Annotated in this window: 18 protein-coding genes; 8 read left to right on the top strand and 10 right to left on the bottom strand. The window is 53.6% G+C overall.

Annotation, left to right across the window (positions count from 1 at the left end):
- Positions 1-45: 45 nt before the first annotated feature.
- Positions 46-1,254 carry a universal stress protein gene (locus VMC84_RS13600; protein WP_325381549.1) on the top strand — a complete coding sequence of 403 codons (1,209 nt, stop codon included), beginning with the start codon at positions 46-48 and terminating at the stop codon, positions 1,252-1,254.
- A 367-nt stretch (positions 1,255-1,621) separates the two neighbouring features.
- Complete coding sequence (locus tag VMC84_RS13595; RefSeq protein WP_325381548.1) at positions 1,622-2,350, top strand: DUF4386 domain-containing protein; 729 nt, start codon at positions 1,622-1,624, stop codon at positions 2,348-2,350.
- Positions 2,351-2,617: 267 nt separating this feature from the next.
- Here VMC84_RS13595 and VMC84_RS13590 read toward each other — a convergent pair whose 3' ends face one another.
- Positions 2,618-2,797, bottom strand: coding sequence for a hypothetical protein (locus tag VMC84_RS13590; RefSeq protein ID WP_325381547.1), 180 nt, complete (start codon positions 2,795-2,797; stop codon positions 2,618-2,620).
- Positions 2,798-2,945: 148 nt separating this feature from the next.
- On the opposite strand from VMC84_RS13590, the gene VMC84_RS13585 reads away from it, so the two are divergent.
- Together VMC84_RS13585 and VMC84_RS13580 are read left to right on the top strand one after the other, a co-directional pair.
- Positions 2,946-3,923 (top strand): FAD-binding protein, encoded by a 978-nt coding sequence (locus VMC84_RS13585; protein WP_325381545.1) that lies wholly within the window; start codon positions 2,946-2,948, stop codon positions 3,921-3,923.
- Complete coding sequence (locus tag VMC84_RS13580; RefSeq protein ID WP_414676450.1) at positions 3,907-4,878, top strand: (Fe-S)-binding protein; 972 nt, start codon at positions 3,907-3,909, stop codon at positions 4,876-4,878. Before VMC84_RS13585 ends, VMC84_RS13580 begins: the two co-directional genes overlap by 17 nt.
- Here VMC84_RS13580 and VMC84_RS13575 read toward each other — a convergent pair.
- The 4 genes from VMC84_RS13575 to VMC84_RS13560 form a co-directional block, all read right to left on the bottom strand.
- On the bottom strand, positions 4,862-5,659 hold the full coding sequence (locus VMC84_RS13575) for an ABC transporter permease subunit (RefSeq protein WP_325381541.1): 798 nt from the start codon (positions 5,657-5,659) through the stop codon (positions 4,862-4,864). The two genes, VMC84_RS13580 and VMC84_RS13575, sit on opposite strands and share 17 nt — an antisense overlap.
- A complete protein-coding gene (locus VMC84_RS13570) occupies positions 5,640-6,521 on the bottom strand; it encodes an ABC transporter ATP-binding protein (RefSeq protein ID WP_325381539.1) in 882 nt (293 codons plus the stop codon). Before VMC84_RS13570 ends, VMC84_RS13575 begins: the two co-directional genes overlap by 20 nt.
- Positions 6,522-6,693: 172 nt before the next feature.
- Positions 6,694-7,491 carry an ABC transporter permease subunit gene (locus VMC84_RS13565; RefSeq protein ID WP_325381538.1) on the bottom strand — a complete coding sequence of 266 codons (798 nt, stop codon included), beginning with the start codon at positions 7,489-7,491 and terminating at the stop codon, positions 6,694-6,696.
- On the bottom strand, positions 7,488-8,411 hold the full coding sequence (locus VMC84_RS13560) for an ABC transporter ATP-binding protein (RefSeq protein ID WP_325381536.1): 924 nt from the start codon (positions 8,409-8,411) through the stop codon (positions 7,488-7,490). Before VMC84_RS13560 ends, VMC84_RS13565 begins: the two co-directional genes overlap by 4 nt.
- Before the next feature lie 185 nt (positions 8,412-8,596).
- On the opposite strand from VMC84_RS13560, the gene VMC84_RS13555 reads away from it, so the two are divergent.
- Positions 8,597-9,418, top strand: a complete 822-nt coding sequence (locus tag VMC84_RS13555) for a hypothetical protein (RefSeq protein ID WP_325381535.1) — start codon at positions 8,597-8,599, stop codon at positions 9,416-9,418.
- A 32-nt stretch (positions 9,419-9,450) separates the two neighbouring features.
- Here the strand turns inward: VMC84_RS13555 and VMC84_RS13550 are convergent, their stop codons facing one another.
- Positions 9,451-9,831 (bottom strand): 30S ribosomal protein S8e, encoded by a 381-nt coding sequence (locus VMC84_RS13550; protein ID WP_325381534.1) that lies wholly within the window; start codon positions 9,829-9,831, stop codon positions 9,451-9,453.
- A gap of 168 nt (positions 9,832-9,999) precedes the next feature.
- Between VMC84_RS13550 and VMC84_RS13545 the strand changes: the two genes are divergently transcribed.
- Genes VMC84_RS13545 through VMC84_RS13535 form a run of 3 tightly spaced genes read left to right on the top strand, consistent with a single transcriptional unit; the run spans position 10,000 to position 11,636 of the window.
- Positions 10,000-10,473, top strand: coding sequence for a peroxiredoxin family protein (locus VMC84_RS13545; RefSeq protein ID WP_325381532.1), 474 nt, complete (start codon positions 10,000-10,002; stop codon positions 10,471-10,473).
- A gap of 44 nt (positions 10,474-10,517) precedes the next feature.
- Positions 10,518-11,051, top strand: coding sequence for a peroxiredoxin family protein (locus tag VMC84_RS13540; protein WP_325381530.1), 534 nt, complete (start codon positions 10,518-10,520; stop codon positions 11,049-11,051).
- A 42-nt stretch (positions 11,052-11,093) separates the two neighbouring features.
- The gene (locus VMC84_RS13535; protein WP_325381528.1) at positions 11,094-11,636 is read left to right on the top strand and encodes a DUF531 domain-containing protein; all 543 of its coding nucleotides are present in this window, start codon (positions 11,094-11,096) and stop codon (positions 11,634-11,636) included.
- Between the two features lie 16 nt (positions 11,637-11,652).
- On the opposite strand, the gene VMC84_RS13530 is transcribed toward VMC84_RS13535, so the two are convergent.
- The 4 genes from VMC84_RS13530 to VMC84_RS13515 form a co-directional block, all read right to left on the bottom strand.
- Positions 11,653-13,398 (bottom strand): type II toxin-antitoxin system VapC family toxin, encoded by a 1,746-nt coding sequence (locus tag VMC84_RS13530; protein WP_325381526.1) that lies wholly within the window; start codon positions 13,396-13,398, stop codon positions 11,653-11,655.
- A gap of 82 nt (positions 13,399-13,480) precedes the next feature.
- The gene (locus VMC84_RS13525) at positions 13,481-18,709 is read right to left on the bottom strand and encodes a hypothetical protein (RefSeq protein ID WP_325381524.1); all 5,229 of its coding nucleotides are present in this window, start codon (positions 18,707-18,709) and stop codon (positions 13,481-13,483) included.
- Positions 18,710-18,734: 25 nt separating this feature from the next.
- Complete coding sequence (locus VMC84_RS13520; RefSeq protein WP_325381522.1) at positions 18,735-19,523, bottom strand: hypothetical protein; 789 nt, start codon at positions 19,521-19,523, stop codon at positions 18,735-18,737.
- A 102-nt stretch (positions 19,524-19,625) separates the two neighbouring features.
- Complete coding sequence (locus VMC84_RS13515; RefSeq protein ID WP_325381520.1) at positions 19,626-21,359, bottom strand: hypothetical protein; 1,734 nt, start codon at positions 21,357-21,359, stop codon at positions 19,626-19,628.
- Positions 21,360-21,454 lie beyond the last annotated feature (95 nt).

Raw genomic sequence — 21,454 nt, 5'->3', positions numbered from 1 at the left:
AACATTTTAATATCCCCGTTATCCATTTTACTGGCAAAGAGGAACATGGAAGAATATAAAAGGCCCGATCCCGAGAAGCTTCTTAAGCTGATCAAAGTGGAAGAATCCGATGACCATAAGGGTAAGCTCACGGTTTATTTCGGCTACGCCCCCGGCGTTGGGAAGACCTATTCGATGCTGACCGACGCCCGCCAGGGAAAACAGGAGGGACGGGATATCGTTATAGGCTACTTGCAGACCCACGGCCGGAAAGAGACGGAGTCCCTCGCCGAGGGAATCGAGACGATACCGCTCATCACAACAGACTATAAGGGCATCAAGTCGCCCGAGCTGAACGTGGAAGGTATCCTGGCCAGAAAGCCCGAGGTCGCCATCGTGGACGAGCTTGCGCATACGAACCCGCCCGGCATGAAACACGCGAAAAGATACCAGGACACCCGCGACATCCTCGACGCGGGCATCAACGTCTGGACGACGTTCAACGTCCAGCACCTCGAAAGCCTGAATGACATCATCTACAAGATCACCGGCATCCGTGTAAGGGAGACCATCCCCGACCCGATATTCCAGGGATCGGACGAGGTCAAGCTCATCGACCTGCCCATCCCGGACTTGCTTAAGCGCCTCAAGGAGGGCAAGGTCTACACCCATGACATGGCCCGGGAGGCCATAAACCAGTTTTTCGGCCCCCGCAACCTTCTGGGACTCCGCCAGCTTGCACTTCGGCAGGTCGCCTTCCGGATCGATAAGCAGATGTTCAAGTACCTTAAAGAGCACGACGTTTCCGGCCCCTGGTACGCTTCAGAAAGGGTGCTCGTCGGCCTGCACGCGAGCCCATACGCCCAACAGATCATCCGATCGGCTTTCGTATTGTCCAGCGAGCTAGCTGCCGAGCTCATCGCGATCCACGTAGAGAGTGACCAGGATAAGCAGTTCACGGCCGAGGAAAAGAAATGGCTTAAGGACGCCACGGACGCCGCAGAGCGGCTCCAGATAAAGATCGTCAACGTCCAGGGGGACGATATTTCAAAAGAGATCGCTAAGTACGCCAGCGAGAACAACATTACCAAGATAGTGATAGGAAAGCCGCTCCGGCATGGCAACGTGAGATCCATCGACCGATTGCTGTCCCTCACCAGGGGCATTGACGTGTACATCTTCGCCGGACAGGGAGTCGAGCCCAGTCCCAAAATAGAGTTTTTATCGAAGAACCCGCTGAACTATCTATTAAAGTACATCGGAGAGCCAAGATAGCCATATAATAAAATTGGAAAATAATAATTTTTCTCCGGTTCTTTTTACTTATTTCATTCTCTATTTTAACAGGATGCCTGTACCTTTCTATAAAAACACTTATATTATAAGCGGCTCCTTATGCCTACTTATGATATGTATATATATTGATTATGTACATAACGTATATATATACAACGAATGCTAGCTGATGGCCAGGAATGAATACGGCTTCTATCAATTACAACGAAGACCGGAAACAGGTTTATTAATTCATTAAAACAGAAGGGACCGGATTTTTCGCTCTTGTAGCCATGTATAAAAAGGATAGAAAGGGCAAATGTGCCTTTGACAATGGAACATAATGTAATAAAATAGGAGGAAGGATATGGACACGGATATGAAATATGGAAACACTCCCAGGTTTTTAGGGGCGGCATTTTTGATCGTGATCGTGACCAGCCTGATCGCCGGTATTCCCCTCAATTCGATCGTCGGAAATTCTTCCGGAGCCAGCATAGACCCCGGCAGTATATCCGACATGCTCGCCAGGGTCTTCAATAATCCTACCCTGATGCATGTCAGCGTCCTGGGCGGGCTATTAAATAGTGCGGGGATCGTCATCCTCGCAACCTTGCTATACGTGGTCTTAAACGGGCAGAATAAGACCCTGGCGCTTGCCGCCCTGGGATTGTGGCTGGCGGAAGCCATATTCTTTGCCATAATGCAGATAGGGCTTCTTGCATTGATACCCCTAAGCCACGATTTCGTTAATGCGACAGCTCCGGTACCGGCCTTCTATCAAACACTGGGCGACTTTTTTTATAATGGCATTTATAGTCAGGGAATAACGATACATATGTGGTTCTACTGTGTAGGCGGGTTATTATGGTATTACCTGTTCTATCGATCTAAGTATGTCCCGCGTATCATCTCGCTCTTTGGCCTGCTTGCCGTGACCCTGGGATTAGCCGGTATCGTGTTTCAATTATTTGGTTATAGCGTTCCCATGTTCGCATTCCTTCCGATCGGGCTGTTCGAATTGATCATCGGAGTATGGCTTCTGCTAAAAGGCATTAAGGATATTCCCAAAAACGAGGTCATTATAGCTGAATAAATACAAATAATATATTGTTATTTATTTCTTCTTAACCGTAAATCAACCTCGACTAAGTTATTGCACTGATGCGATCCCGGGCTATTCTCGATGAGGCGGTCAAGGCAGTGCTGTCCGGCTATATCGTCGTTTCGTCGTATCGTAGTGTCTGTTATATGCGTGGACATGTCATAGCCTCATGTGAATATTGCATGTTGACAGCGACGTACTTAGAAATATGCAGGGATTAAGACGGGAAAACACGACGGAAAAAGGGAAAACGCGGGCTTAACTCCGCCCCCCTTTCCGCCCGATCTCCTCGTAGAAGTGCTCGCCATGGCGGACCGCCGTGCTCCGTCCCCCTTTGGCGCCGATGTCGCGATGGAAGCTGTCCCCATAGCGCTGTTTTGCGGTCCGGGCGGCTTTTTTCCCTCCTTCTACTCTGCCTGGGTCCTTTAAACCTGCCATATACTCACCCGGGTAATAATCTCGGGCATATCGGTATAATCTTTACCTATGGATTGAACGGTTAAAATAAGCGTTAATATGGAAGATTTCACGCCCGCGGGCGTACCAAAAACTTGAAAATAGTATAGCCGCATAGGGTTAGTCAGATATGCGCGCGCTGGAACTGGACTGTGATAACCTCATTATCGGCGGAGGCCTGGCCGGCCTCATCGCAGCTTTGCGCCTCCGGGGCAGTATCATACTATTATCGGGCGGGCTGGGCGCGACCGCCGTATCCAGCGGCGTCTTTCACCCGGCCGGCACGGATGCCGATGCCGAGGACTGGTTTTTAAGCACGATGGACGGCGCCTACGTGAGGGGTAAATGCGTGACCGTTTCAGGAGTGACCAGGAGCGGCCTTGTCCCGGCGTCCACGGCCTGCGAAGGCTCGCCGGCACTGGCAGCCATCAACGAGGAGCGGCCCGGCTTCAGGCGCATCGAATTCATGAACGGCCGCTCGCATCAGGAGATCGCCCGCATCCTGGATCATGATGATGGGGCCGTGGAGGCCTTAGCCGACGCCTTATCGCCAATAAAGGCGGACTGCGTGCTCGTCCCGCCGGTGCTGGGAATAGAGCGCGCTGAGGATGTGCGAGAGCGCATCAGCCGGTCGCTGGCCATGGAAGTCCGCGAATACGTTACCGCCCCGTCCGTCCTGGGATTAAGGCTTATCCACGCCCTGAAAAAGAAGGCGGCCGCCATCGAGCGCCTGCAAATGCTGGACATCGTTAAGGCGGAGCGAATCGTCGACGGGCACGTCGAGGGCGTGATGGGGACCAAGGGTAAGCGGAATATACGTGTCCGTGCCGTTAACCTCTTCATCGCGACCGGCGGCCCCATGACCGGCTTCATGGTGAATGGCGACCGCATGTTCGAGCCGCTTACCGGCGCTACGGTGACCCGGGACTTCGAGGCTGACCTTAATGAGAATTTCTTTTCCGATCACCCGCTCATGTATAAGGGTATCGAGCCCGAGCTCTACGTTCATGGGTTCAACAGTGTGCGCTCCATCGGGGCCGTATCGTGCGGATGGGGGCTCTATAGAGCGCTGTTAAGCGGCTACCACGCGGGTGACGGCCTTGAGTGAAGAGTGCATCAAGTGCGGCATCTGCGAGATGGTCTGCCCCTCGACGCTGAGCGCGCTGCGGCTCATCGACGTAAAGCGTTCGCGAGAGCCGCCGCTCCCGGAGGCGCTCGACTGCACGACCTGTAACGCCTGCGTAGCCGCCTGCCCAGTGGGCGTTCATATAACGAAATCCATCGAAAAGATGAGGGGCCATTTTGAGACTCCCGGATACGGCGAGACGCTTCGTAATATTTCCACGTACGGCGCTTCAGTCGTGCCCGAGGGCCGGCTAAAAGTGCGGCCGAAGCCCTGTAAGACAGCCTATTTCGCCGGATGCCTCACGAATTACCGGCTATGGCCGATCGCCAGCGCCATGGAAAAAACGCTCGACTACATGGGCATAGAGTTCACCAGGATCGACGAGTGCTGCTGCGGCTCGCCGCTCAACCGCATCGGGCGCTTCGACCTGGCGAAGGCGATGCTCGAAAAGAACCTCGATCAATTTCGAAAGCTCGGCGTGGAGACCATTGTCACGTCCTGCCCCGGCTGCACGTCGACCCTGCTGGAGTACCAGGACGAGTTCGAGGTCTGCCACTACCTCGACCTGTACGATGCATACGATATTTACGGGGCGCTGCATAAGGAGCCGTACCGGGCTACGCTGCATTATCCCTGCCACCTGTACCGGAACGTTTCGCCCTATACAATGAAGGTGGCCGAGACGATACTGAAAAAGATGTGCGATTACGTCCCGCTCGCGGACCCCGGCCTCTGCTGCGGCGCCGGCGGCGGCGTCCGGAGAAATGATATCGGCCTGGCGCGGTCCCTGAAGAAGCGAAAGATCGAGGATATCATGGCCGTTTCTCCTGATGTGGTGGCTGTCGTCTGCCCCCAGTGTCGTGTACAGCTCTCCGAAGACGTGCCCGCTGAAGACCTGTCTATTCTATTAGCTAAAAATCTTAAGCCCACTTTGTAAGTATCTCGTCCCGCCGGAACGCGCGGGCGCTTGCCATGACGAGGACCAGGTCGACGATGCCGATCACGATGCTGAGGAGTATGATCATGGCGAGCGTGAGGGACAGATAGCCGAACAGCTCAAGAATGAATACGCTCAGGACCGGTATGACGAATACGGCGCTGACCTGCTGTGCCGCCCGGATATCGCTCACCCGCGATGACACGACGACTGAAAGATACACGGACATGATGGAGAGCAGCGGAGCGGTCACCATAAGAGCGACGAGCCATATCAGGTCGGGTACGATCGTATAGCCGAAAATATCGAAGGTCATCGAGTTTACCAGCAGCGAATATATGGCGAACGAGACCCAGGTAATGGCCACTGAAGGTATGACCGCGGCCAGGGTCTTGCCCGCGAGGACATCGCGCGTCGATACAGGTGTGGCGAGCAGGGGCTCCAGGGTGCCGCATTTCTTTTCTCCGACGATGCTATAGGATGAGATCACAGTCGGGATGACGGCCGGCATCAGCAGGTAAAAAGGCAGGTTGCTCTGCACGAGAACCGAGATCAGTATCTGCCGTGAGGTCATGCCTTCCGCTCCCGGTATAAGCCCTTTAAACGGGGCGATATCCGCCGCCGTGACATTCACAGGGATCGCCAGCAGATAAAGCAGCGGTATGGCGATGGAGAAGACGAGCGGGAAGCTGGCCATGGTCGTCAGGATGTACTTGTTCTTGATGACCTCTTCGAACTCTTTTTTTACGATAGTAACGACGTCAATGCTCAACCCGGTCACCTACGAGCTTGATATATGCGTCCTCGAGCGTGTGCCTCTGCTCGCCGACATACTGTATGCGCCCGCCGGCACCCACGATGGCACTGATGATCTCTGGATTATCAGTATCCGGGTCATCGACGTCGATGAGGAGATCGTTTCCCCGGCTTTCTACGCGCCTTACGTGGTCCATGCCGTGGACGATGGACGCGATCCGGTCGCTTATACAGTCCAGGCGCACGATAACCTTTCGCCCATACGCCGAATATTTGATCCGCTGGGGGGTATCAACGCTCAGGATGCGCTTATCGAGTATGGCGATACGGTCGCAGAGCCGCTCCGCCTCGTCAAGATTATGGGTGCACAGGAAAATGGTCCGGCCTTCGGCTTTCAACGATCGGATAGAGTCCCGTACGATCCTGGCGGACTCGGGATCCAGCCCGGAGGTCGGCTCGTCCATAAAAACTACACGGGGCTCGTGAACAAGGCACCGCGTTAAAGCCAGCTTCTGGCGCATGCCTTTCGAGAATCCGGCGACGCGCGAGTTCCGGACGTCCCAGAGGTCGAAAAGGCGCAGATAATAGTCGATATTCTGCTGTGCCTTCTGATGGTCCATTTTATAGAGGTCGGCGTAAAAGCGTAAGTTCTTATAGACGCTCAGCTCGTCATAAAAGCCCGATGTCTCGGTGAGAATGCCCACCATGCCTCGTATTTCCCGGGCTGCGGCCGGATCATACACGCTTCTGCCGCAGACATATGCGGCGCCTCCCGTGGGCCGTATCAGGCAGGCCAGCATGCGCACGGTCGTGGTCTTTCCGGCGCCATTAGGCCCCAGCAGCCCGAAGACCTCGCCCTCGCCGACTTCAAGGTCGATTGAATCCACGGCTGAAAAATCACCAAAACGCCGGCTCAGTCGGCGTGCCTCGATCATCCAAATGGCAATAACTCCTAAATATTATTAAAATAATTATATATAAAACAATACCCGTTAATATCCAATGGTTTATGGTTCTTATGGTCATATAAAAATTAAAAATGCGACGCGGGGGTCGTATTTACTTCCAGCGCGTCAGGATCTCTTCCCTGTCGAACATCGACCTGGCGAAGCGAAGCATGAGCGCGTCTACGATGACCAGCGCCACCGCCAGCCCGAGTATCATGCGCATGTCGATGAGCATGAACCCTGACATCTGGCCGATGAAAATAGCCATGATGGGGATGACGAAGATCACGCTGATCTGCTGGGCTACGCGAGGGTCGTTGACCCGGGAGGAAATTATCAGTGCGATCATTATCCCAAGAAATGCGAGGAGAGGCGATAGCAACAGAAGCCCGGCGCCCCACATGGCAAGGTCGGGCATGATGAGCCTGTGCAGCCCGGCGTAGACGATGCCTTCGGAGAAGGCGAAGAAGAGCAGCGACGAGGCCCAGGTCGCCAGCATGGCCGGTATGATGGCCGAAAGGGCCTTCCCGACCAGGATCTCGTCGACGGAGACCGGCGCGGCCAGCAGCGGCTCCAGCGTGCGGTTCTTCTTTTCGCCGATGATGCTGTAGGAAGCGACGATCGTCGGAAGGATCGCGGGAAGCATCATGAAGAACGGTATGACGGCGTCCATGAAGAAGATAATGAGTGAGTCCTGAGATGAGACGCCACTGCTGAAGGTGTTGCCTATGAAGGTCGAATTGTCCGACTGGTAGGCTTGAGGGTAGAAGACGGAAGGCGCGATCATCGAGACGGGCATGAGGATGGCAAATAGCAGCGGCACGAAAAGTAGCGAGCCCAGGATGTATTTGTTCTTGATGATCTCGTCGAACTCCTTGTCCATGACGACCCGTATCTTTTCCAGCGTCATTTCGCTTCCCCCATGACCTTGAAATAGACCTCTTCCAGCGAGTGCTTGTTCTCGTAGACGAACTGCACGTCGGCGTTAAGTGCTATAAGCGACCGCACGAGTTGGGGATTATCCTGCTCGGGGGCGCTGACGTTCATCCGCAGCTCATTTCCATTAACTTCGAGGTTCTTGACGAAGGGGAGCGACCGAATATTATCGACGATGGCGGCGGAGACTTCCCGAAGCTGGACGGTGACAGAGCGGCCATACAGGTCGTTCTTCAGCCGCGACGGCGTATCGACGCCCAGCAGGCTTCCCTTAAAGATGCCGATGCGGTCGCAGATACGGTCGGCCTCGTCCAGGTTGTGGGTGCATAAGAAGATAGTCCGGCCTTCGCCCTTGAGCTCGAGGATAAAGTCCCGGACGATCCGAGAAGCTTCGGGATCCAGGCCGGAGGTCGGCTCGTCCAGGAAGAGCACCTTGGGCTCGTGGAGGAGGCAGCGGGCGATGGCCATCTTCTGCTTCATGCCCTTGGAAAACCCTCCCACGGGCTCGTCTCGCTTCTCCCAGAGGCCCATCATCTTGAGGTAGTGGCCGATGCGCTCGTTCCGCTTCGTCTCCGGGACGTCGTATAGCTTAGCGTAGAAATCCAGGTTGCGCTGTGCGCTTAGCGTGTCGTACAGGCCGGGCGATTCTGTCAGCAGGCCGATCTCCCTGCGGATGCTCATCGCGTCTTTTTCATTGTTGATATCCAGGCCGTCAAGGATCGCCGTGCCCTCGGTCGGCCGGATCAGGCAGGCCAGCATGCGTACCGTCGTAGTCTTCCCGGCGCCGTTTGGCCCCAGGAAGCCGAATACTTCGCCCTCATTAATATTAAGGTTGAGGTTATTCACGACCCGGTTGTTGCCGAAGGAGCGTGAAAGGCCCCGCATCTCGATCATAGATCCACCTATTTTAAAGCCTGATATACGCATGGAATGTCTTAAATCCCTATGGTCCGGCCCCGGCCGGCGCTCTAATAATTAGGCTATAAAAAGGTATAAAAGCATATCGCCGCAGGCATGCTCTCGCCTATAAAAAGCTATCGATGACATGTAGTTAAGTAAATGGCTCGCATTATGAATTAATGATGCTTATCGAGAAGCCGGTGATTATAGAGCGTATGGACGACCTGTGCCTGGAGCTTATCGGCTCGGTACATTCGCTGAGGGAGCCGGCCGTGGAAATACTCGGGGAGCTGCAGCGCTTTTCTCCCGACAATGTCTGCGTCGAGCTATACCGGCCTCTCCAGCCCACGAAGTCGCTTGAGCTAAAGCTGGCCCGCGGGCGCTACCTGGACCGTTTCGTCTGCATCGACCGCTCCATAAACGTCACGGTTTCCCGGTATTATAGCGGCACGCCTCCCGCCGTATATTTCAAGGAGGCGCTCGTGCGGTACTTTTTCCTGCCCTTCAACGCCCTCTCCATCCTCGCCTTTAACCTGTCTCCCGGGCTTTACGGTAAGCTGACAGGCGGCAGATTTTTCACCTTCGGCTGGTCCGACCGGGACTCTATCGCTTATATATTCGAGAGGGACGAGTTCATGGCCGGCACCATCGCTGAGCTGATTCGGTCCGGAAGCATGTATGGAAAATGCGCTGTGCTCGTCGGGAGGCGACATGTGCCCGGCATTCGATGTATTCTCGAGGCGTTCCAGTATATGGGGGATATCGGCAGCTACTATGCCGGAGGCCGCATGCACTATGCCTTTAACCTCGTGGAGCTCAGCATGCCGTACAGGCTGAGCTACGAGCAGAGCAGCCGGAATTTTACGCGGAATCGCATAATAGAGACTCTGGTCAGGCTGGTGTTCTTATCCGGCTACGTGGTCGCACTGTTCGCTATCATCGCAGCTATACTGCTGATAGCGACCGCTATTCTGTTGACGGTAATAAAAGGCTCGATGTAAAGAAGAAGTGGCTTGCGCCACTGTAAAAAAAACTACTCACTGATGAGTACGGCGTTGACTTCGCCATCCTGCCCGGGCCTGCTCGTGATCTTCGCCTTGCCGAGCCCGGTCATGACGACGGAGCCCCTGGTCAGGATGTTTCGCCGGATGTAGTTCTTATTCGCGGGGTTTTCGACCTCGGTGGTCATGGTCGTCTTCTGCGTCTTGCCGGACTTCGGGTCCGTCACGTTGACGACGTTTTCCTTGAGGACCTTGACCTTAGAGCCGTTGCCCATGACGTTGATGACTTTTCTGCTGGTAGCACCTATGACCGGCTGCGTGATCTCGCTGCCCAGCTCGAACTTCCTTTTGCCGCGGTTCGGCCTGAGCCTGCCTCCGGTGGGCTTCCTGATGGATTTTCCCTGATACTTCATTATAATACCTCTATGAGATTTAATACAGCTTTATGGCTGGCACAGCCACTATGGCTGAAGCATATCCGTTTAATGATGATTGTTGTATAAATAGATATTGGGCGTAATCGTGTTTTTCCAAGATTATCATTTTTATGTCATACGCCATTGTGTATGTGGTGAAGGGTGATGTACAGGATTGAGGGGACCGCCGGCGAAGGCGATTTTGCGCCCGACTTCAGGCTCAAGGACTCGCGCGGCGAAGAAGTGAAGCTGTCAAGCTTCAGGGACAGGATGAACGTGCTGCTCGTGTTCTACCGGGGCGAGTCCGACCCGTACAGCATGCGCTGGCTGTCGCAGCTTAACGATGACTACCTCTTTTTTCGCAGCCTCAACGCGGACATCCTGGCCATCAGCCCCGACGACGTCGATAAAGCCCGGAATACGGCGACCCGGTATAAGATACCGTTCAAGCTCCTGGCAGACCCCGGGAAGAGGGTGATCCGGGAGTACGGCGTTTACGACGACCTGGAGAACGGCGACGACGCATCGATATTCATCATCGACCGCTCGGGCCGCATACGATACAGGTTCATCAGCAAGTTCCCCGGCGAGATACCTCCCAACGATAAGCTGATGGAAACGCTTCGCCATATGACTTAAAATCGGGTCATGCTTTTTAACATACGGGTCGACATATCCCTGCTATGGAGTATGGACATAAATATGAGCAGTTGCCCGTCGAGCCGGGATACAATGCGCCGGACTTCACGCTAAAGGACGAGACTGGCAACAGCATTTCCTTAAAAGAGTTCAGGGATAACCAAAGTGTGGTGCTTGTTTTCATCCGGGCCGTGGACGACGCCCACACCAGTGAGCAGCTCGATTACCTTAAGGACAGCTACCAGCGCATCCTGTACCATTGTGGTAACGTGCTTACCATTTCTTATGGCAGCGTTAACTTCAATAAGGGCCTTGCTGAAAAGCACAACCTTCCATTCCATATCCTTAGCGACGAGGACTGTTCCGTCCTCAAGAAATACCAGATCTATAACCCTTACGAGAAGCTTATCGGCCCGAACATTTTTATCCTGAACTGCGCCGGCCTCATCACGTACATGTATAATGGCAAGAATCCCGAGGATATCGTGTCTATGGCCGACATCATCGCTGTCCTGCACGACATGGCCGAGGCGGGTGGCGCCGAGGTCTACGGCGGCATCGTAAAAAGGAATATTTAGGGACCGATATCGTTTTATCGTGGCATACCTTATTAGGGAACGATGCTGACGCTGGGCCTTTATAATACCTATGATAAGGTAAAGGTGGTCGAGGCGCACTACCGTGGCATTGCCCGGGGCGCCCCGATAGCCTACGCCTACGGCTTTAACCTGGCCCTCGTGGGGTTCCCCTATGATTTCAGCCAGCAGGAACTCGTCGAGTTCGTTAAGGACAATACGACTATCGGCGCTTCGGGCCTCTACCTTCAGAAGCTCTTCGATGAAAAACGCCTCTACGTCATGGACGTGCCTGAGAAAGGCTTCCCGGCCCAATTCGGGGCCCTGGTGGCCACGACATCTCATCCCGAGAAGAAAAAGCAGGCTTCAGCGGATGAGATCGCCGGCATTATGGTCAATAATAAGCCGCTGCTCATTTTAATAGGCCTGGGCCGCAAGGGCCTGCCAAAGGAATACTTCGAGATGGCGCACTACCACCTTGATATAACTGATGGCAAAGGCATCTCCCTTGAGACCTGCACGGCCATCGGTGCAATCGCTGCGAGGCTATATACGCTTGCAGAATACAAGAAATCATTTAAAAAATAGAGGAAAAATAAAAAAATTATACGGTAACTGGTACTGCCACTTTTTCCAGGAGCTTTACCTTCACGTCGAGCTGCTTTGCTATAGCGGCCATCCTCACGTCGCCCGTGACCAGCGTCGCGCCTGACTCACGGGCCAGCTGCAGGGCCATGGCATCGTAGGCCGATAGCTCGTATTTCCGCTCCAGGCGGCGCATCTCGTCGATATTGTTCAGCGCCTTCATTCGTATCTTATCCATGCCGGGTATCTCCACAATCATAGCATCAGGCCGGAGGGCTTCGCGGGGCAGCTTCGACAGCCAGTCCTTCTCCCTGCTAAGCGCCGCCAGGGCGGACGCGTCGTAGATAACATTCCGGACCTGCACATATGGTATAAGGATGAACGCCAGCAGCATGACGGCCAGCAGAGCCATGATGAGCATGAGCCAGTCGGTGCCGCTGATGAGCATGGTCGTCATGCCCACGGGCTCCGTCTCATGGGCCACGAGTACCTGCGTGTAAGCGATACCCAGCAGAGTGCCGTCGGAGCGGTAGTGCTCGGCTTTCAGGTAATAGTTACCGTCAAGCTGAGGTATGGTCCAGAGGAACCCAGACAGAGCGCCCGATACGGGCGACTGGCCAAGCCTGATCCAGGTCAGGTTGTTGGACGACAGGAAGTATGCCACATATCCCGGCTCGCCGGAAGGCGGGACCGACGTTTCGAGCTGCGTGGAATTACCCGTGATGACCTCGCCGCGCTCCGGCGACACGAACACGATGTCCGGGGACGCGGGGGCCGTCGGCGTCGGCGTGGCCGATGGCACTGGCGTGGGCGTCGCGTAGGGCGGGCTCGGCGGAGACGTCGGCGTCGGCGTGGGATTCGTTATCGTGATGGTTATCGGTGCGGTCATAGCCTCGACGTGGGAAGTGAGGATCGTCGTATAGGGCATGCTATAAGCCATTTTCATGAAGTACGCGGGAACGTACTCGAAATTATCGATGAGCGACGTCGACCACGAGCTTCCGGGGTTGAGCCTGGTGTTCGGGCTATATGAGGCAAGCTCTACCGTATTAAAGGGGTCCGAGGCGTTCGAGCGGCTGATCGCCACAGAGTCCAGCACCATGTCGAACTCGCTGCTATCCGGGACCGTGGCGTTGACCATCCACGAGTGGTCCGTGATGTGCGACTTTTGTATCTGGAATGACGTGTTCGTGCTCGCCGTCAGGCGGGGCACGCTTCCCGATAGTGATGAGGAATAGTCGTATGATACGCCAGCAGCGGGGAAAGTTATGCCCGAGGAAGGCGTCAGACTGAAGGCGATGGTGAGGTTCATCTTATCACCCGGCGCGAGGTCATTTATTGTCCAGGCGACCGCACTGCCGACCGTAAGGCTGCCGCCGTCATGGGCTTCCCATGCCTGGGCAAGTCCTGGCGGGAGGGATTTTTGGTATTGAAGGCCTGTAATATGCGCGTTGCCCGTGTTCTGAAGCTGGACGATAAGCCGCAGCTGCTGGGGCACGCCGTTTGTCAGAGTCACTGGCACGACATTCTCTTTAAAGTTCAAGGGTAAGTTGACGTCCGCCGGAGACAGGACGTAATGGGCTGTATAGCTCGAGCCCGGGCTTATGCTGCCAATTGAAAGCGACGTGCCGTTCGGTAGCGTCAGGATCGCCGAGGAGAGAGGGGATGTTGAGGCCGGGTTTGACACCGTAATCGTGCCGGTGGCCATGCCATAGGATATCGTGCCGTTCGTGTAATAGACAAGACCGTCAACCTGCTCTACCATATTGGCCGAAGGCTGGAGGGCAGATGCATCGGCTGCGATAAAGCAAATCGATATAGCAAACAGGGCAATGAGCGTGACTCGCCTAGATATACGGGTCCACCCCCACGATAGTCATATTCGAAAGATTATAGTCGCCTATGCCATAAGCAGTGTATGTGATCTTTTTCGTCTCGTAAGGTGAAAGTGTGAATGGCCCAAATACATTGATATTGCCCTGTAATATCGCGTTGTTCACTATTACAGTAGTGTAAGGCGAATCAATACCATCGACGGTGAAATCATCCGCGTAGAAATCATATGCATGCACACCGTCTACAGTGTGATTATCCTTATTGGTAATGGTGATCGTGACCGTGAATTCGTCCTCGCCCGACGGGCTGTACGACTTACTTGCCGAGACATTAACCGGATAAACGATGGCCAGCCCCGTACTTAAGCTGCTTTTGACTCCATTGGACTCGTTAGCGGTCACGAGAATTGAATAATCCCCTGAGTCAAGGCTGGCATTAAGCGTTATGTTCCTCGTGAACTGCTTCCACTGGCTTAGTGCCGCAGGATCTGTTCCACTCAAGTTCATTGCAAGAGGACCGATGGCAACAGTGCCATTCGGGTAGATCAGCGACACGTTCACATTGATGATATCGAAAGAGCCGAAGGGGTCCGTTACATTGGCCGTGACGTTTATCGTAGACGGAGGCGTCGCACCTGTAATGGGATTACCGCTGGTATTGTTGATCGTGACACTCTTAACGTTGATATAGCTGTACGTATCCATATCAATACGTGACGGGCATTGCGTAGAGTGGTAGATAGTGAGCTTCTTGTTATTTAGGTTGTTAATATTGACCGATAGCTGGCTACCCCGGGGTATTGTTAGATTATATTTATTTAATGGCACGTTAAAGCTTAGCGGCGTGATTGCGCCCGATGTGGTCGTGTTCTTATAAATATACCATCCTAGCACAGTCGATGATGTGCTATTCGAGGCGATGATGCTGACATTCATGTTCAAGTTCGTATCGCTGCTCTGGACGTAGAGTGTAGCCATGGGATCGTCCAGGATGTTAAAGTCCTTTGCGAATGCGGGCGATTGGGCCCAGCTCATACTATTGCCATTATTTATATCGGTGTGATCGTTCGTGGAGTTATTCATCGACGTATTCATGAACTGGGTGCCATTATTGTGTAAATAAAGCGTCTTAACGACGGAAGACGTCGATATCAGCACGGTGTCCATGGCCGTAGACGATACGGACGTATCCTGAGAAGACGTACCGGTGACATAGACGGGGTATGTATTGCCGGAGCTTCCACCCGATGACACGGTTACTTTAACTACGATATCCGTACTTCCCAGGGGAGATAAAGTACCGGTATCCAGTTTTGTATCCCCGTCCGTATCCGTTAGTGGCGTTATTCCATCCGCCTTATACAGACTATAAGACCATCCAGCGGGTACATTACACGATATGTCGACGACGTCGCTCTTGTAAGCGTTCAGGTTCGTTACCCTGTGCTTGAAGCTAACTACGCTGGCCCCCTCGGCGATCCTCGTGCTGTTCGGGTACACCAGGATGGCGGGAGTGCCCGACGTCAGCGTAATCGATATATTTTTTCGATTGATGACTCCGTTTGACTCGTAGCCAGTTATGTTTATGCCATAGACTCCTGGCTGGAAGGAACTATCAAGCTGAAGAGAATAATTATAAAGTTTCCAGAGAGCCGGCGACGAGGAATCCGTCTTGTTGAGGGCCATGCTCTGGTTATTGACTATGTACGAGCCGTTGGGCGCGGTCACTGATATGGTGGCATTATCCCTGATATCATAAGCGCCGATCGGGTCCGTGACGTTGGCCGTCACGTATACCGTATCGCCGGTGTTGAAGTTGGATGTGGATATCCCACCGTTGTATGTATTGATGGAGCCAACGTGGACGTAGGTTGGAGTTTTGACGTCTATGCGACTTCGATATGCGCTCGTATACCATACTGTGAAGGCGGTCGTCTGCTGGTTATCTATCTTCGCTACAATGTAAGAGCCGCGAGGCACAGTTATATTACCGCCTGCCTGGTACAGGGTAAAATTGAACATGGAAGGCGTGGTCTGGCTTGCGGATGCCGGCACTGTGGACGTATTGGTGCCGATCTGGACCGAATTGCCTGCCCCGTTCGTGTAGAATAACGTGACAGTGATGGGCATGGCAGCCGTCGAATTGTAATAAATAGGCACGCTGACGTTGCCCGATATCGTGAAGCTGTCGGCAAATGACGGGGTCTGGGCCCACATATAGAAAATCGACGTAATTGCTTTGCTGCCAGTAGTCGCTGCCTCAGGCGTCGTATTCAGATACAGGCTATGGAAATAGAACGTCTTATTCGCCACTGCGCCCAACGGCGTGTCGGTCTTTAATGTAGCCGACGAGTTTGCCAATGGCTGGCCTGATGGATATGCATATAATGTTACGGTATCCAGAATACCGGTATCCGCTGTCGCCGGGACGAGCTTTTGTAAAATGAGGGATGCTTTCCCATTTGCCGGGACCGTTATGGCGGGCTTTCCCGAATCCGTATATGATGCGTTCACCCAGTCCCAGGCTCCGTCGCCATTCGTGTCATTGGCGAGTAGCGTTGAAGTATTATTATAGTAAAGATATGAAGCCCATCCTGCCGTGGATGGAGACAGGCTCAGGTCAAATGTGCGTGCCGTACCGAGGTTAGACAGGTTCAGCGGGAAGAGCACGTTGTCGCCCGGGTTCGCGTGGACCCACTGGTCGGGATAAATGGACAGGCTCTGGACATAGACCGTTATACTTTTAAGATCGTTGGACGCGTTCTGGTCTCCCGCCATCTGTGTGTAGACGCTGATGTTATAAGTGCCGGCCGTCACATTTGAAAGGTTCCAGTTGAAGCTGGCGAGAGCCGTTTCCTGGTATGGTATGGATAATTTTACGGCCGTTGAGGCGCTATAGACTACTGCGCCGGTGGAATTTTTAATCTGGAGGTAGACAGTCGGCGACTGGTCCGTTACGCCCAGGTCAATAGCCGTAGCATTGATAGCCAGGACCGGCGTGGTCTGAGAATCAAGGCTGTCACCATTCGCCGGAACATCGATGGACTTAATGCCCACGTCGTAGACGTTGTGGTCGAGGGCATAGTTGAGAGTGTTGCCAAAGCTGTTGACGTCCTTGCCGACCGCCCATACGACTGGCACGACCCATGTATCGCCGTTCGCCAATGACCCGGAATAATCCCATTCCAGCGCCATTCCGCCATCTATGCCGCTTGTACTGGTACCACCCTGTAGATTATTTGAATTTATCCGGTTCCAGATATTGCCGTATGTAGCCACATCATGGTCCGAGCTCTGGATCGTCGAGCCGAAGCCGCCCACATGGATGCTGTTGGAATTCTGGTTATTCATATATCCGTATACGAAATCGTTCGTCTGATTATAGAAGTCATCATCGTTTTGATATTGGCCATTAAAGTTGAAGTCGGCTCCCTGGAAGAAAGCTACGCCGTTCTGGCTATTGCCACCTGAATTATTTAAGTAGTATACCGTCGCGAACCAGAGGTTATTATTTCTGATGATCGTTTTTTGTGTAATATTGATATAGGAGGTTACAGACCCCGCCACAGGTGTCCTATAATTTGATATGATAACGCTCTCGACGGAGCCGTCCGGGACCGTATTGAACCCCACGGTGACCGGCTGTCCTATATCAGTATATTTGTAGGCGGTATTGCTGTACGTGGCATAGTTAGTCCCGTTATCGCCGAACATCCGGAGGTTGCCATTACTCACCTGGTTATTTCGATATAATCGTATGGCGGTTTTAGAGCCTGCATCCCCGTCAATATTGTTCGCATAATTACTATCCCCGTTGCGGCCCAGGTGGTCATTACCGGCAATTACGGTATTTGAATCCGTCTGGTTAAATGGGTAAACGATGGCGGAAAGCTGTCCACCGTAGATTACATTCACAGCCAGGGAATTGTTGGCCGCGGGCGGCAACAGGGTAATATCATAGCCGTTAATAGGATCATCATAAAAGTACAGCGTCCCATTATCGACGTACCAATTTACATCATTCTGCACGTACTCGCCCGTCGATCGGTTTATCTGGACATCGTTCTTGATCTCGGTGCCGTCTGCCCGTTCGATCTTTTGCACCTGATAACCCGCGGGTATGCTGGTGGACATCCGGTACCAGCACCCATCGACTTTGTCGTTCAGGAAAAGGTGGATGTTCTCGCCATCGGAGCTCACTGCGACGGACGTTGTGGCCTTCGTAATGTCCCTGGTCAGGTTATACTGGCTCGTGACCGCATCGACGTTGTTGTTATCGACCGGGATGACCACTTCGACCTTTTTATCCTCATTCTTTACAGCCTGGGATATCGAGATATTGTCGGTGCTGCCGGAGTCCAGTACTTTTACGCCTTTTACGGCCATACCTTTAACTTTAGGGTCATTCTTTACGACGGCTACTGTATCGGATGATGCCGAGCTTATGTTGGCTCTCAGGACGACGGCCTTCTGAACAGGGTCATATGCCGCGTACTGGATGTGCAAGCCCTTATCGGCTTTATTGCCCATGGTAACGTTGAAGCCGGCTATGGCATAGGAAAACGTGCCGTTCTCGTTCACGTAGGCGAGCACCGTATAACTGCCCAGAACGACCGCCTTATCCAGGCGGTATGTCGCAGAATACGAGTTATCGCCCGTCTTCTTGCACTCCGGATATGCCGTATTATTCGCGGGGTCCTGGACGACGACAGTCGGCGTTCCGGCGTTCGTCTCCAGCGTAATAACGGCCTTATCCCCCGGCAGATAATCCGTCTGCGACAGGTTCACGTAAAGATAATAAGCCGGCCGCTCGGCGGTCGTATTACCGGGGGCGGTGGTGGGGGTAACAGCCACCGTTCGGGTAGTGACCTCGAACATATCCTGGGCAGAATCGCCCGTCGCATTATCTACTGCTATGACAGTATAATTGCCCAAGATGATTCCCTGGCTTAACGCATATTCGCCCATGAACGAGCTATTATTGACGCCCGTCAGGGGAATGCTGTAGGTGTTATTTAGAGGATCTACAATGCTTACCAGGGGGTCGGCAGCATCGTGAACGTATATCGATACAACATCATCAGGATAATAAGTATGATTGCCCAGGGCGAGCACGATATGGCTCGCGTTCGCTATCGGCTGCGGGGATGCCAGCTCATCGGCGAGGACGTTCGGTACGCCGACGGCCGCTAACAGCACGATTGCGGTTATCGCCAGCGTGGTTATAGTTTTTATGTACATTATGAGCCCCCTCAGTATCCGGCGGTCAGGGCCTTTTTCGAGGCCGTGTATATGTCCATACTACCCAGATTAGGCAGAGCAATAATATGATGCCCCAGAGCAGGGCACCGCCGCTGATCGGCAATAGGGGTAATGGCAATATCGAATACTCGAACGAGACGCTCCAGGGCTCCATGCCGGGGTCGTCCTTGACCCAGGTATAGAGGCCATTCGAGACCGTGGGCGTTTCGCTGGAATAGGTAACATGGCTGCCCGGCACGGAAGCTTCCACGACGGCCTTCTCGACCGGGATGCTCGAGGACGTGAACGGGTACTGCACCGAGCTGAATAGCAAGCCCTGTTCCACCATGTCCGGAGAGTCGTATTCCAGAACGACCGTCAGGCTCTGTCCCGGCTCGATGGGCACCCAGGCGCCATACTGTATGGTCGTCGAGTTCTCCGACTCGCTCACCCGGACGTCGCTTATTACGGTCCCGTCGCCGAGATGCGCCTTCGCGTTGGTGACGTTCAGCGGAACGATATGGCTGGTGAACGGTATTGCTACGGGGCCGATCTTATCGGGCGTCTGCTTTTGCAGGACTAGCGTGATCATGCCCGGGACGATGGATTTATTGATCTCGTTCTGTATAATTACGGTCCTGGTCACGTGTGTCGTGGCGCCGATATCGAGGCTGACCCTGTCTTCCTTGAAGACTTCCACGACGACGAGGGGCTGCGAAGCTGCCTGGACGGCGGGGGCTGAGGCTAAAAGTAATGCGCATAATATTGATAAAACTATAAGTAAATATGTTAGCCTATTTGACCGTCCGGACATCTTGTTACCCCCTTATGAAAAAGCCCTGTTTAGTTAAATAAATTATGATAAAGGGGAATTTATCCCCTTTATCACCGGGCCTTCATGTCCTCTTTTTTCGTTTTATTGTTTCCTTCTGGCCGTACCGACCATGCCGATGACGAGCAGGCCTGCCGCACCCAGGGCCGCTAACGACTCGAAGTTAGCGTTGGCCATGGTGGACATGTTCTGCAGGATAGGCGTGGTCTGCAGGTTCAGCGACTGCGCCGGGTCGACACCGACCACGTAGAGGTCCGCGGCGGTATAAGTCCCCGAGCCTAGCACGTGGTAGGTAATTACCTTTGTATCGCCGGAGTTACCGTATGCAGCTAACTGCCCGAGGTCCCAATAGTATGCCTCGCCGCCGGTGACACCGGTCGGGCCAGTCGGCATATCGCTAAAGCTGAATGGGCTCACCGGGGAAGCGGTCGAGTAGAATGCCGACGGCACAATATCATAAACGTATACATGTGCCGGCGTTATTTTCGTGCCGATGTTCTGGGCGGTGATGGTTATCAGGTATTCATTGCCGCTCACGGGCGTGATCGTCTTGGTGACCTGGACATCATAGCCGCTGATCACATATATTTTCTTTAATAGGGTGACAGTTCCGCTTCCATCTGAATAGCTCCGGGGGAACTGCGTGTGGGACGGGTCATCATAGACCTTCATCGTAGGCTTCATGAACCCGACGGGTATGCCATTATATGCGAATTGTAACAGCTCATTGGCTCCCGCGCCAGTCCAGCCGGTCGTCTTGTCGAATATGGCCGGCCAGGTTTCGCCGTTGTTATGTGAAGAGCTTATTGTGTTCGTACCTAAAGATGTGGTAAGGTCAGTCTGAACGGCCCATTCGCTTACCGAATCAAGCTCATAGCTGAGGTCCGTGCCCGAGCTCGGCACCGATACTGCAGGAGTAAATACCCACTGGCCGTTTAGCTGCTGCTTATCGATCTTCGAGCTGACTTCAGTGGTCATGCCCGTTACGGAATTGACGCCGACACCGGCAACGCTCTGCGTGTTGCTGGTGAGCGTATAAGTGACCGAAGACGTCGCCATGTCGAAGAGTGCGATCTGGTTAGAGCCGTCGTCCAATGCACCCGTATCCAGCACGGTCGCCCGGAAGACTATCTGAGAGTTGCTGCCCGCGCTTATGCTGCCGGGTGTCCAGATAAGGTTATTGCCGCTCTTCGAAACACCGGACGATGAGGACGTAAGCGTCCAGTCAGGCGTTCCAGGTGTTCCATGCGTCGTGCTGTCGGCCGGCGTGATCGTGATCGTCGGGTTGACCGCTACACCGTTCGCATTAGCCGTCAGGGTCACGTCCACGAAGCTGCTCGTGCTGTCCGTGATCCGGTTTTGCGAGTATGTAGTAGTGAAAGTAATGGGAGACGTCAGGCCGGATGGTATCGGATAGTTAACGACGACGTTCGTACCAGGTGCAAATGCCTTCACGTTCACCGTTACAATACCGGAGCCCGGGGTAATCGTCGCTGTGGCAGTGCTTGTGCCTAGCGTCCAGCTGGATGCAGTGGTCGAGCCCGCATTAAATACGATCGCCACGTCGTTTAACGTGATCGGGCCGTTGTTCGTGATGGTGATGACACCGTTGCCGCTCACGGTCCCGGCGGGCTGAGCCCCATTGGAGCCATCGGAATTTGGCTGGTATGTGGCTACCCAGTTTATCGTTTCAGAATCGACGATGCCGATCACATTGTTGTGTAGAGCGCTCGCCGGCGCTATCGGCAGGAACGCAAGCAGGAGCATTCCCACAATTATTATCTGTAGTGAATATTTAGCGAATTTAGTTGCCTTCATCAAAGGCCCCCTTTTCTTTTATAGAGATGTACAGGAAGCCATTTGCCTGTTTAGCTTCCGGTCAATAGATAAGTCATCATTAGTGTATATATGGT

It is taken from the genome of Methanocella sp., assembly GCF_035506375.1.
GTDB lineage: Archaea > Halobacteriota > Methanocellia > Methanocellales > Methanocellaceae > Methanocella.
This window is presented reverse-complemented; position numbering and strand designations above follow the sequence as displayed.